Raw genomic sequence first — 13,290 nt, forward strand, 5'->3', positions numbered from 1 at the left:
CATCAAGTTATTTTAAAAAACCATTAAGGTAATTAAGAATCATTGTAGTCTGCATCATAAGACTCACATGGGTTTGCCCAGGAGCAATAGCCAATTGAGATTTGGGCATAGCCCCCATATCTGCAAAAACATCACCACCTAATAACTTATAGGTCTTTGAAAGTTCTGTTTTATCCAATCCATCATTATCACCGGCTATGATTAAAACGGGTGCCGGTATTTTAGAAATATTATTATCTCCAAGGTCGAAAGGCTTTCCGGCAGAAGCGATCATCTGTTCCAGAAATTTTGTCCATTTTGTTTTATCGGGTGCTACAGCATTGTAGGCAGTATGCAGAGGACTGTTTGTAAAGAGATCAGGTTTCATTCCTTCAAATGCTTTATTGACTTCAGGCAGCCAGCCACTCGTTTTATAAGTTGACGAAATAATCACCAGTTTGTTCAGCCTTTCCGGACTCTGTATTGCCAGCTGATAAGCCACTTCCCCTCCAAAGCTGTACCCCACAACATCTGCCTTATCAATTTTCAGATAGTCCATTACCTTTATAACATCACTGGCCAAAATAGCATGTGATAGTTTTCGTTCCGAAAATGGGGAATGCCCGTGTCCCTGTAATTCAAGAGCTATTACTTTTCTGTTTTTAGACAGTTCCGGAATCAACTCGCCCCAATTCATATCAATAGTCATGAAAGCACCATGCAGCAACACAATGGGCTTTCCAATACCGTAAACTTCGTAGTAAACTTTGATGCCATTCACAGGTGCATAGCCACTTTCAGAAGGTTTTACTTTTTGTCCGTATGCCTGGGATGCAGTGATAATAATGATTAAAACCAGTAGCGTAGAGAATTTGAATAAAGTTTTCATAATAGTATCAGATTTGGTGGATTAAACTTTTTACCAAAATTAGCTGGTTACAATGAAACCGGACTTGCCACAGGACAAGATTTTATTTCAGTGAAACAACTCATTATAAATTCTCCTAATGGGAGCCTTCACAAGACACTTTAAATTTATTTTACACAATAACACATCATAAACACAAAACACCAAACAATTAATTATTTTTAAATAAATATTTTAACAATAATTCTACAATAGTTGATAAAATTTAATTAATTTCGAATAGAACTAAACTTAAAAATTATTATGAAAAATTTAAAGAAAATCGAAAGACAGGAATTGAAAACAATTAAGGGTGGAATTGACTGCAGAGGTGGTCAATTGTGTTTAATCGGAGGAAAATGGCAATGTATGCCTTATGATGGATGTGGTGGTGGAAATCAGCCGTAATTTTATGTTTAACCCAATAACTTGACTATGAAAAATTTTAAAAAAATTTCAAGAGACCAATTGAAGAGTATTAATGGCGGAGCAGTAAGCTGCTCTGAAGCATGCTGCCCACCTCCGGGAATCAAAAGATGCCCATGGATATATTGTGTAGCTCCATGTGAGATTTTAAGTTAAAAGAAGGAAATTTCTTATCAACAAACATAAAGGCCGCTGTACATACAATGGCCTTTATTTATAAATACGAGCCCAATATTCAGAGGGAAATAATTTTACAAAGTTCAAAATCATGAGACTTTGCACAACAGGAGTTAGCAAAATATCACTTTTCAGAGTGCAATGTTAAAGAGAAATCCCATTTTCCCAATTACTATAAATAGAACATTATGATTCAATAAATCTAAAAGTAAGTTTTTATATTTATTGAATCATAATAATCTTTCTTCATAGATTTTTTCAAAATAATTTCCCAGTGAAAGTACTCTTTCATGATTGAGCGGATTGATATAATGTAGAAACATTTTCTCCGAACTATGTCCTGTTGCCTGCATCAATAAAGGGGTCGGAATTTTACCGTAGAAATTAGAGGCAAAACTTCTTCGTCCAATGTGGCTGGTCATCGTTTCCCATTTTTCTGTTATAGTTTCATAACTTCGGTATCCACTACGCTTGCGGATATTAATAGTATTGTTAATACCTGCTGCCCGAGCAATATTTTTAATAAATGAATTATAATGAGTTACATCAATAGGCTTGGGGAAACCACCCCCATTCTTTTTGATAATTTTAAGAACAATAGGATGCAGCGGTATAAGCATCTCTTTTCCTGTTTTCTGCTGAATAAAAGAAATGCATGCTTTACCATCGATCATTAAAACCTGATCAAGATTGAATTTCATAAAATCTGATATTCTTTGCCCAGTATAACAGCTTATTACCAGCCAGTCTCGGGCATTTTCAAATTCCTGGGGAAGCTTAACCTTTTTAATTTTTACAATTTCCTGTTCAGAAAGTATAGATAATCTTTTTCTTGTTGTTATCTTAGGAATATCAAGATTTCTAATAGGAATCTGATATCCATTTCTTTCAGAAAAATTTAATATGGTTTTCACAAAATGGAGGGTTCTTACAACAGTGCTTTGTGTATATTTTTCCAAAACCCCGAAATGCTGAAATTTTTTCACTAATTCTGCATTCATATCTTGCAGAGTTAGACGTTTCATCAGATACCCTTCAAAATTCTGCAAAAGCCTTATAAAGACAATGTACCTCCTGTAAGTCGACAGTTGTATTGAACTCTTTTTCTGTTCAATATAAATAGATGCCAGATAAAGAAATGACTCTTTTTCATAAGAATAAATTTTCGATTTACTGATATTTTCAATATGGGAGGAGAACTTTTTTTGGGGAAAATTTCTATGATGACTGGTATAATACTGAACAAGTTTTTGTATTTCAATTTTAATTTCATTAAGCAGAAAATTCAATTCTTTATATTTCTTGCAGTAAATATTCTTTGGACGTTGTCTTTCGTAATCCCAGTCTCCTTCGCAGATAAAAAATGGAGTTTCAAAAATCATTTCTTTATGATGACTTTCAGATTTTTTTTTGAATAATGAGGATGATTTTACTGAAAATATGATCTGAACTTTTTTTTAAAGAGAATTTTAAGCTGGCAAAATTAGACATTGATATTTATTTTTCTGCCAAAAATAGTACAAATAATTAGTCAATATTAGACTAACATTGCAAATGTACTAATTAAATTTAATTGTAAAAACAATTTATGTAATTTATTGTAAAATAAAGATTTAAATAACATTTTAATAAGAGCTCATCTTATTGACATTACTCATAATATGCACAAGTTCAGACTGCTGTTTTTTGCTTTTTCCAATCCTTTTCCAAGTAACCTATTTTATTACAGATATTTAATTTTTTCACATTAGTCTAATATTGACTAATGTGAAAAAAAACGCAATTTTTGGAAACATTATACCTATATCTCAACAATAAAATCTCTTCATTATGGAGAGAATCTAAAGGTATAGTGCTTATAATCTCTTTATTGATTAATCCTATTTTAATATTCTCACAACAAGACAGCTTGTTAAAAGAAAATGGTTCTTCTTTAAAAACAGTACCCGCTGATAAAAAAGGATTGATTTTTGTCTCAGACGATGTGAAGATTTGGGGATTAGAAGAAAATTCTAATTCTATTATTGTTCATGTTGAAAATAAAGATGATTTAGAAAAGACCGTAGGTGGGAAATTAAAAAGACTTAATAAAATATCGCCAAAACCTCTAAAAATAAAGACCTTAACTAAATATTTAGTCCATTATAATACAATTCTTTTTAAACCGCTTGAAAAAATCAATTTCCTTTCTTTCTGGAATGATTCGATACAGCAGCTTTATTTCCCTCAAACACAATATAAAAATGGTATAAAAATACAACTTTGGAATATTTACCAATGGGCTTTATTTGAGAAACCACTTAATACAAAAACAAAAAATAGAAGCCTGTTATTGGTCAATTTTAATTTTACTTATTCCTCACGTCCTCCACCAATGATATCCTGATCTTACCGACAATTGAATATCAAATTAAACAATACTATTATAGAATGCCTATGGCATCAAACTTAAATAATGAAAAAAATGAAAAAGAAAATTATTTTAATAGCAGGCCTGCTTTTTACAGGACTTGCATTTGCACAAGTAGGAATTAACAACACCAGCCCAAAGGCTACTTTGGATGTCACTGCCAAAACCACAAACGGCAGTACACCGGAAGGGGTAATTGCTCCAAGACTTACAGGAGACCAGATTAAGGCTGCTGATACACAATACGGATCAAACCAGACAGGAACTTTAATTTATGCGACAGCTGCAGTGTCTTCATCAACCGCTAAAACTGTCAACATCACTGCTGCAGGTTATTATTATTTTGACGGAACTATTTGGCAGAAAGTTATTAACTCTAATACGGCACCTGCTTACAGTGCAAATAACGGGCTTACAATGTCTGGTAACAACATAAAATTGGGTGGTACTCTTACCGAAGCTACTACTATTTCAGGAGTTACAGCGACTAATAAGCTTGCTGTAACGGCAACAGGAACTGATGCCATTAATTTTGATAATAATACTTTTAGTGTTGACGCCACAAACGACAGGATTGGTGTGGGAACCAATTCCCCAGCACAAAAACTGGATGTAAATGGTAAACTGAGGATTGGAACCGTTAGTTCAACATCATCTTCTGCTGTATCTACATTGGTAAGAGATGACAGTACGGGAGAGGTAATGGTGGCAGGTACATCCACCAACACTAAACCTTTTAACTATGTAAAGTACGTAATAAGCAATGTTGATAAAGATTGGATAAGCAATTTTAATACTAATATTTCTACAACCAATTACACAGTAGTGGTTGTTGGAAGCAGCTTTAGTGAGCAATTTATAACCAGTACTAATGCCAACACATACAATCCGGTTAATGTTAACGCATTTATCTCTGGTGGAACCTGGAGACTTACAGCAGATTATAGTGGTGGTGGATCTGCTAATAATGGAACATGGACAATATATTGTCTTGTCCTTAATAACTCACAAGTTAAGTCACTTTCGGATGTGACGGCAAATCTTGGAGGAACAACAGCAGGCAGTGCCCCGGCTCCATCAGGATTATAAAATTAATCAGAATATTTAATTCAATCAATTTCTATAGTATAATAATAGCTTTAATTATACAGTTTTAATTTTTCTAAAATCCAAATATCATGTGAAAAATTGGCATCCTTTATATCAATTGAATGCTATTTGTTCCAGAAATATCAATTAGAAATTATTTTGAAAAAACGATTCTTATAAGCACATTGATTCTATCAAAAGGAACTTTTAATTCGGCGTATATAAATATTGTTTTTAAATATTTCCTTTTACAAACTCTCTCATTTCTCTTTTTTTAATTTATAATCAGGGGGATCCGAGGGAGTTTGTTTACCTCAAAAAAATTATAATAAATGGATTTTAAAGATATACATATAGGAAAACTTATCCAATCGCGTGTTAATGATCTGGATATCAATATAGAGCGGATTTGTAATTTCCTCGATATAAACGAGCTGGAGATCTCGGAAATGTATGAAAGTAAAGAAATCAATACATCCTTTTTGCTTCGGTGGAGTAAATTGCTGGAATATGATTTTTTCAGAATTTACAGCCAGCATTTGATATTGTATTCTCCACCCTCCAATATAAATAAAAAAAATTCTAAGAGTAGAAAGTCAAGACTTCCAGATTTCAGAAAGCATATTTACACCCGGGAAGTCATACACTTTATATTGGAATTAATATCAAGTGGTAAAAAGACAAAACTAGAGATCATGAATGATTATAAAATACCTAAGACTACTCTATACAAATGGATCAGCAAAAACAGTTCTAATAAGCTTGGTTCATAACCATACATATTTTCATTATAAAAACGATAAGTATGCCCCCCGATTATAAAAAGATCTATAAGGATATGATTATAATGAAATATCCTGACAAATTAGCATTATGCAAACCTATTTTGGAGAAAGAAAGTTTAAGTATCCTGGATGTTATCCACCTGAATGAGCTTTTATTAGATTCTGCATTATCAGACTCCGAAATTATCAATCAGCGGCTGCGTTCCTATGATAAAAATTCAATATTAGAAATATTGACATATCAGAAGAAAAAAGGATTGAATAACATTCAGCTGGCCAAACATTTTAATTTAAGCCGAAATACAATAACCAAATGGAAAAGACTATTTTTTGTTAATATTTAAAAAATATGTTAGCGTTTTTAGAACTTTATTTTTTTAATCCCGAGCCTAGGTTTGGGATTAAATTTTAGCAATCTTAAAATTTTGGTAAGGTTGACAGAGTCTCTTTAAAAAACCTATACGTATTTAAATACTTAATGAAGTTATCACTGATGGAAGTCTCGCATCTGGAATATTGGATAATAAGCTGGATCTATTGATCGATTTACGATATACATAAAATCATCGCAAACCTTACCATGATAGGTATATTAGCACATAATCAACTTAAAACAAGGGATATAAGATTGATTATTTATACAAAAAAAGAGACGCTTAAAATAAGCGTCTCTCTAAGCGGAGAGTGAGGGATTCGAACCCCCGGACCTGTTACAGTCAACAGTTTTCAAGACTGCCGCAATCGACCACTCTGCCAACTCTCCTTTAACTCCGGCAGTGCCATTGTTTTCAGTGGTGCAAATATAGAAAGTTTTTTATTACTGACAAAATATTTTTTCAATAAAATTTACATTTCCGTAATTTTAAAGAAAACTCAATTTTTTCAGACTTTCAAAATAGAAATATTAAAAACTCAACATCAGCCACTTACCCTAAAATAGGCAATATTCTCTCTTCAATATTATTTTTCACAAATATATTTTATCCATAGTAATATTCTGTAGTGACATCTCCGCTAAAAACCGGATGCATATCCTGTTTTTGCATATTCAGTTCAAATAATCTTTCGCCATTTTTATTTCCACCCAGTATTTTTAAGGAATACCAACCATTTTCTAAGGAAAAAGTGATGCAATTTTCATCATTAATAGAGGCGATATCTTTTAAATAGCCGATGCCTACAATTTTCACTTCATTGTTGGCGGTGTGAAACACCCAGCCTCGCGACTCCACCTCTACTTCATCATCATTCAAAATCTTTTCATCGTTCACTGAAACCCGAAATGCATAGTAATCTTCTTCTACTCCTATGATTGGAATAGCAATTCCTGATTGTGTAATTTTATCTCCATGTTCGTTTTCTACGAAATATTTTAAAATATTATTGTCCTGAAGATGATTTTCTTCCAGATATTTTGCCAATAACTGCGGACTGAATACCACGAACCCTTTAAGTTCAGAGAATATTTTCTTCATATATATTTGGATTGGATTTGGATTAAATATTTTATAAAGGAAAAAGCTACATGAATGGTAATATTATCATTGATTTTTAAAATTTTGAAGTTATCATTAAACATCTCCCTTTTTAATTGACCACCTGGTACATTTATTATTGGGGGAAAATATTATTCTTATGTTATTTTTTTTTTAAACATGTAAAACTTCTTGCCAGAGGTTCACTGGAAAATCGTAAAAATTCTTTGAAGTTACTCCCGGTTAAATTATCTACAGCCTCATACAAAGATTGCCCAATTTTTCTAAAACCAATTCCTCTAAAATCGGTTAAATAGATATTGAATTCGTTGTCTACGTCTGATTCCGGATCCCAAAAAAGGTACAAGCCATTATCACTTGAAGCAAAGGGAAATACCCTTTTTAATAACTCAGGAGAACCATCTGGCTCAATACTAAACCAAATATCATCATTATTAACATCATCTATGTATGTATTTTTGATTCCTTCTGTTCTCACAAATAAAGAATCTCCATAGTTTTCCATTGGCAGATAAATATGAAATTCTTCAAGTGCTACCCCATATCCATATTGCTTCACAAATTTTTTATAAGATTCAGGAAATCCTTTTCCATTTGAAAACCTAAAACTTTCTAATTCTGTAAGATTCCCAAATTCTGTAGGTGTCCCGACTATTTCTAAATTAAATTCTTTATTTTCCATAGTTAAACCAAACACCCCTTATGAGACATCTCTTTCATTATCTATAAATAACCTTTTATAGTCTGCACTCAACATCATAATTCTATTCATGCAAAGGACATTCCCATACAAAGATGTTATCATAATAATTTAATAAAATTCACAATACTTACCTCAAAAACCTTCCTAAGTTCATCAAAATTAAATATTTGCTCAAAGTTTACAATGGCTAAATCATTAATATTTATTACTTCGAATTCAATATCATCTAGCTCAGTCCCAAAAGTGATCTCCTGATTAACTTTATAATTCTTATTATCATTGATTTGTAATATGATGCTTAAAGTGATATCATTAGGTCTTTGACCACTCTCGTCTTCTATGTCCTCTTTAAATGTATATGATATAGAAAATGTAAATATTTCTTTTTTACCTCCTTCAAGCGAATGAAGGATAAAGTTGTTTCTTTTTCCATAAACTACTTCTTTTTTTATTAATGATTCTACATCGTTTTTAAGTAAAAAAGTATTGATCTCGTTTTCTGTTCGTAAAATTTCATTACTGATGAATGATTTTAAATTCATTGGATTTTATTTATAGTTTGCCGCTTTGGAAAGTTCTATACTAAGTGGATGTGATTCTCCTTTCGCATTCCAATCGTCTAAAGCTTCTGCCATGCTCATATTATTTCGTGCCAGATAATCATCAGTTGGTTTAACACTTGCGTGTTCCTTTCCATCCTGAATTACTTCCAAGTTACTCAATTTCTCTGTGTCAATTTCTAAAATATCTTTAACACCAATTTTTTCAAAAAACTTAGTTGCCTGACTATTTAACTTAGGTTTTGTAGAAAGTCCCGGCATTGTTCCAGTATTTTTAAAGTGTGCAATATCTCCTGAGCTAGGAAAAAAAGGAGCCTGCCCAGATTTCACGCCTCTAAAAACGCTACCAGAGGTAATAGGCTTGGGATCAAATGGCATTAATCCTAAAATATCCACCTTTCTGTTACTATCATCTACATACCCATAGAAGTTAGGCTCACCACTCGCAAAACCTATAGGGTCTTTGCTGATATATCTCCCACTCTCAGAATCATAGTATCTAAACCTATTATAATAAAGGCCTGCGAGCTCTGAATCTTCATATTGTCCAAGCTGTCTGAATGGAATAAAATGCTGATTTCCTTTAAAGACTTTAAACTTTCCAAAGATATCATATTCTGCGCTCCATATTAGACCTCCATTTTCATCATAAGCCTGTACAGGCCTCCCTATATAATCTAAAATAATGGATGCTTTTCTACCATCTTCTATTTTCGCACTCGGCACATGATTTCCTCTTTCATATACCCAGGTCACCACATTCTCCATAGGTTCTTTGCCTGCAATAACATTTCCTTCATCATCTACAACCGTAATAGGATCTTCCTCTGTAGCGTAATTCCATTCATGCAGAAGGACATTACCATCCCAAATATAACGAGTTATTTTCTTGAGTCCAATTTTTGAAGTTCTTCTTCCCAGCGCATCATATTCAAAGCTTATTTCCTTACCATCAGGGCGTTTTACTTTAGCAAGCATTCCGCTGGCAGTCCAGGAATAAGCCCAATCTCCTGAAAACCATTCCTGGTTTTGGGCTCCTGTTGAAACCTCCTCATTTACATTAGGTAAATCAGCTCCATCCGGCATTTTCGGATTACTTAACCAGTCTGAAGCAATGGTTTTATAGTAAGGATGCATATTATTGGAATCTTCTGTACGCTCCGGCTTCACATTATTGATCGGTCGTTTGCTTTTTAACAGCAAATAACCTTCATCATCATAATGATAAAACCAGTTTTTATCCCGCATCAGCTGCCCTCCTTTGTTATAAATACGGTCCGTACGTTTGGCACTTTCATATAAACATCCTGTGGCATCCGGATTTTTGTACTGTACTTCTCCAGTGGAATATTCAGCGGTCACAAGGCTTCCAAAAGCATCATAATCAAATCTTGTTCTTCCGCCAGTCACCCTATCCAGCATATGCAGCAAACGGTTTCCTACTCCCCAGTCGTAATCTTTATGGAAACTGGTATTGTTTTTATTCACCATTACTTTCTGACTTACTGGTATTCCGAGATGATCGAATTCAAAAGTACTTTCTACACCGCCAGTCATTTCACGGGAATACATCTGCCCGTTCCGACTGATCTGAAGACTCATCTGCCACGGAACTTCAATAATCCGGTTGGTAGCAGTAACTGTTCTAAGCTGTCCAAAATCATTGTAGCTATAGTCAATTTCGGCTCCCAAACTGCTCTTTAAACCCACCAAATTCCCTTGATTGTCATATTCATATTCAATGGAATGTTCGCCTTGTTTTTCACTGGTAACCAGTCCTAATTTATTTCTTTGGAAGGCAACACTGCTATTTTCATTATCTGCATTAACTAATAACCCTGAAGTGTCATATTGATAGGCTTCCCAGGTTCCGTCCGGATAATGGGTTTGCGTTATTCTTCCCGCTAAATCATATTCATAAAAAATATTCTTCCCGTGAGGGGTTCTTCTTTGGGTAACCAATCCGTCTTTATCACGAACAAAGAATTTTTTCTGGCCTTCAAAGCCGGTTTCACCTATGATTTCGTTATTATTATTTCTTTCAAAAGAATAGACTTCTCCTTTTTCATTGGTAATGCTCATTAAGTTTTCATAAGCATCATATCCAAAAGCCAGGGTTTGTTCTTTTTTACCCGTAAGTGCATTCCGGCGCACCTGTCGTTTCAGACTTCCCATAGGGGTATAACTCATGAGCCATTCTGCGCGTCCATCCGTAGCATAAATCGGAAGATCATAGGCATCGTAACGAAGCTTTAAAGGCAGCTGCCCCTGTTCATTCACTTCTACAACCCTTCCCATTTTATCTCTGTTCCAAAGGACTCTGTTTAGAGGTTTTGGACTGAAAACCAATAATCTTCCATACTCATCATATTTCCAATATTGCTCAGTTCCCATTGCATTGGTCAGCTGAATAAGCTGGCCTCTTTTGTTATATTCGTAAGATGTTGTAATATTTTCTCTTATGCTTCTTTCGGGAAGTCTTTCCTCTTCGGCATACTCATAATAGACACTTTCTTCTGTTGCATTTGTATGACTAATCAATCTTCCATTTTCATCATAACTCCATGTTTCAGAACTTCCGGATGGTGAAAAGCGCGCAATAACCTGTCCAAATTCATTGTACTGATAATGATACTCTTCCCCATCAAAACTATGGAAAATCTTGATATTTCCCATTTCATCATAGGTATACCCCTGAACTCTTCCTTCCGGAGTTCCTATCATTTTCAACTCGTTGTTCGCTGTAAAATCATACCAGGTTTCACCACCTTCTCCATCTATTTTTTTATAAACAAGAAAGTTTTCATCGTAATAATAGCGTTCGGTTTTATTATTCTGTTTTGGATATATTACTTCTGTAAAACCTTCTTCCTCATTATAATGGAGATTCCCTTCCATAAACCCATCTACTCCTTTAGTATGAATTACTCTTCCCTCTTTATCATAGTTCCAGATATAGCTCATCCCATTTCGGTTAGTTCTTTTCACCACCTTATTGTTTCCGTCATATTCAAAGGCAATTGCCTTTTTATGAATATCCCAGACATGGGTAAGATTTCCGCGGTCATCATAATCATAGCGAACCTGCAGATCTCTCTGTTTTTTATAACAGTAATAAACTTCTGTTACCTTTTTATATTCAGGGTGAATAACGGTTTCTATACTGAATCCACTCTTTACATCTTTGATACTTTTCAGGACAATATTCCTGTCTTCATACTCGTATTCCCGGATTGTTCCGTCACCATATTCAATACGAACTACTTTGTAGATGGTTCCTTCTGTAATATGATGGAAACGTTTATATGTGTAGATATCGGTTCCTTTGCGAATAACCCAAATGCTGCTGCTTGGTCTGTACTGCCATATCTTCTGATCTCTGAAATAGGTCATTTCTTCGCCAATTTCCGGTGCAGGGATTAGCATGGCAATATTCTCATAAGGATGCATCCATCCGGCAAACTTATTATTTTCTTCAGGAAGGATAAACAGATCATGATTATTAAAGACCCCGTTTCCTAAAGGCCCAAAATCATAAGGTCTGTCACTGTGCCACATATTTCTCCATTTTAAAGGAGTGCTTCCCTGAATTTCAAAATCATCCCATTCAAAAACCATGGCACCTGTAGCAAAATTAACAGGTTCCAATCCCCAGTGGCATAATTTCTTAGAAAGGGCATTGGCAAATTTGAATTTATTGAATGGAGCTTTTTTAAGGACACTATTATTCAGTTTTTTTAAACCATTAGCCCCTAGTTTTCCTATTTTCTTGGTCAGGCTTCTCATTAAAAACATCCCAGCAAGACGCATCAGCATTTCTCCGGGAGTATAAACATGGGGAACGAAAGCTCCTCCCACCAATACAGGTCCACCCGTATTGATCTGGATATACATGCTTGAAAAATTATTATAGAAGGCGAAGTACGCCAGTGGGTTTTTCTTTGGTTTGTCCGGCATGGCAGGCAGCATGGTCATCCCGAAAGGAAACCCCATACAAGTAAGTACCTGCTGCGGCTGGTTTCCGCTCATTTTACTTCCTTGCGCTAAAACGGTTTGAGAGCCGTAATATACTTCTCCTTCATGCGGAGCTTCCTGAGGAAAAGGAATGAGATATACCGGAATCAATGAGGTGACATGTCTGAACGGAATTACCACTCCCATGACACTCGTCGTAGTGGTTGCTTTATGTCTTCCGTGAACATATATTGAGCCTCCCATCGGAATGCTTTCCGGAAGTGACGGCATGAGATTTCTTGCAAACTGAGGAATCGGGATAGTGATCGTAATGTAATCCATAACATCAAATACAATCCCGATGAACGGATGCGGCAAAGGCAGCGGAATCAGCATAAATGAAGGCGGCGGCGGGATCAATGTCCAGTGGATATCAATCGCCAGCACAATATCAAAATGCTTGCTTGTATGCTGAATGGCAGTGGAAGGCATTGCCGGTGTATTGACTTTGATCAGCTTTACTTTACTTTCCGGAGCTGCTTTTTCTGCTGTTACAGCACTGTCTCCGCCACCTCCGCCACTACTTTTTGCTGGCTGAGCGCTATCTCCACCTGCAATGGATTTAGCCATGGAAACCGGATTCAGAGAGTCAACATTATTCTTCATTCCGTTCTTCCAGCCTTGCGTAGTTTTGTCCCAGCTTACTGAGGTAACGTCTGCATTCACTTTCAGCGAGCGGTCCGGATTCATATTCGGTTTTTCAACCTTGATGGGTTTTACTGTTTTTTTATTCAGATCTGCCAT

The 13,290-nt window shown here is 34.9% G+C and carries 12 protein-coding genes and 1 tRNA gene; 6 read left to right on the forward strand and 7 right to left on the reverse strand.

What is annotated here, in order from left to right:
• Positions 1 to 7: 7 nt before the first annotated feature.
• Entirely contained in the window at positions 8 to 868 is an 861-nt protein-coding gene (locus tag CQ046_RS14845) for an alpha/beta fold hydrolase (RefSeq protein ID WP_105703021.1), read from the reverse strand.
• Between the two features lie 282 nt (positions 869 to 1,150).
• On the opposite strand from CQ046_RS14845, the gene CQ046_RS23630 reads away from it, so the two are divergent.
• Entirely contained in the window at positions 1,151 to 1,294 is a 144-nt protein-coding gene (locus CQ046_RS23630; protein WP_002980068.1) for a bacteriocin-like protein, read from the forward strand.
• A 27-nt stretch (positions 1,295 to 1,321) separates the two neighbouring features.
• Positions 1,322 to 1,468, forward strand: coding sequence for a bacteriocin-like protein (locus CQ046_RS23635; protein ID WP_165790531.1), 147 nt, complete (start codon positions 1,322 to 1,324; stop codon positions 1,466 to 1,468).
• A 251-nt stretch (positions 1,469 to 1,719) separates the two neighbouring features.
• On the opposite strand, the gene CQ046_RS14850 is transcribed toward CQ046_RS23635, so the two are convergent.
• Entirely contained in the window at positions 1,720 to 2,871 is a 1,152-nt protein-coding gene (locus tag CQ046_RS14850) for a site-specific integrase (RefSeq protein WP_105703022.1), read from the reverse strand.
• A 404-nt stretch (positions 2,872 to 3,275) separates the two neighbouring features.
• On the opposite strand from CQ046_RS14850, the gene CQ046_RS14855 reads away from it, so the two are divergent.
• The 4 genes from CQ046_RS14855 to CQ046_RS14870 all read left to right on the forward strand — a co-directional run bounded on the left by CQ046_RS14855 (position 3,276) and on the right by CQ046_RS14870 (position 6,117).
• Positions 3,276 to 3,875 carry a hypothetical protein gene (locus tag CQ046_RS14855; protein WP_123906631.1) on the forward strand — a complete coding sequence of 200 codons (600 nt, stop codon included), beginning with the start codon at positions 3,276 to 3,278 and terminating at the stop codon, positions 3,873 to 3,875.
• A gap of 78 nt (positions 3,876 to 3,953) precedes the next feature.
• On the forward strand, positions 3,954 to 4,988 hold the full coding sequence (locus CQ046_RS14860; protein ID WP_123906632.1) for a hypothetical protein: 1,035 nt from the start codon (positions 3,954 to 3,956) through the stop codon (positions 4,986 to 4,988).
• 332 nt (positions 4,989 to 5,320) lie between these two features.
• Positions 5,321 to 5,761: a transposase gene (locus tag CQ046_RS14865; protein WP_105703025.1), complete on the forward strand. Its 441-nt coding sequence runs from the start codon at positions 5,321 to 5,323 to the stop codon at positions 5,759 to 5,761.
• Between the two features lie 32 nt (positions 5,762 to 5,793).
• Positions 5,794 to 6,117 carry a helix-turn-helix domain-containing protein gene (locus tag CQ046_RS14870; RefSeq protein WP_105703026.1) on the forward strand — a complete coding sequence of 108 codons (324 nt, stop codon included), beginning with the start codon at positions 5,794 to 5,796 and terminating at the stop codon, positions 6,115 to 6,117.
• Positions 6,118 to 6,451: 334 nt separating this feature from the next.
• On the opposite strand, the gene CQ046_RS14875 is transcribed toward CQ046_RS14870, so the two are convergent.
• From CQ046_RS14875 to CQ046_RS14895, 5 genes are all read right to left on the reverse strand, one after another.
• A tRNA-Ser gene (locus CQ046_RS14875) sits at positions 6,452 to 6,536 on the reverse strand.
• A 217-nt stretch (positions 6,537 to 6,753) separates the two neighbouring features.
• Positions 6,754 to 7,248, reverse strand: a complete 495-nt coding sequence (locus CQ046_RS14880) for a hypothetical protein (RefSeq protein ID WP_105703027.1) — start codon at positions 7,246 to 7,248, stop codon at positions 6,754 to 6,756.
• 163 nt (positions 7,249 to 7,411) lie between these two features.
• Positions 7,412 to 7,951 carry an SMI1/KNR4 family protein gene (locus tag CQ046_RS14885; RefSeq protein ID WP_105703028.1) on the reverse strand — a complete coding sequence of 180 codons (540 nt, stop codon included), beginning with the start codon at positions 7,949 to 7,951 and terminating at the stop codon, positions 7,412 to 7,414.
• A gap of 119 nt (positions 7,952 to 8,070) precedes the next feature.
• Positions 8,071 to 8,514, reverse strand: a complete 444-nt coding sequence (locus CQ046_RS14890; protein ID WP_105703029.1) for a hypothetical protein — start codon at positions 8,512 to 8,514, stop codon at positions 8,071 to 8,073.
• Positions 8,515 to 8,520: 6 nt separating this feature from the next.
• Entirely contained in the window at positions 8,521 to 13,290 is a 4,770-nt protein-coding gene (locus CQ046_RS14895; RefSeq protein ID WP_228406966.1) for an RHS repeat-associated core domain-containing protein, read from the reverse strand.

The organism is Chryseobacterium sp. MYb7, from assembly GCF_002979455.1.
Lineage (GTDB): Bacteria > Bacteroidota > Bacteroidia > Flavobacteriales > Weeksellaceae > Chryseobacterium.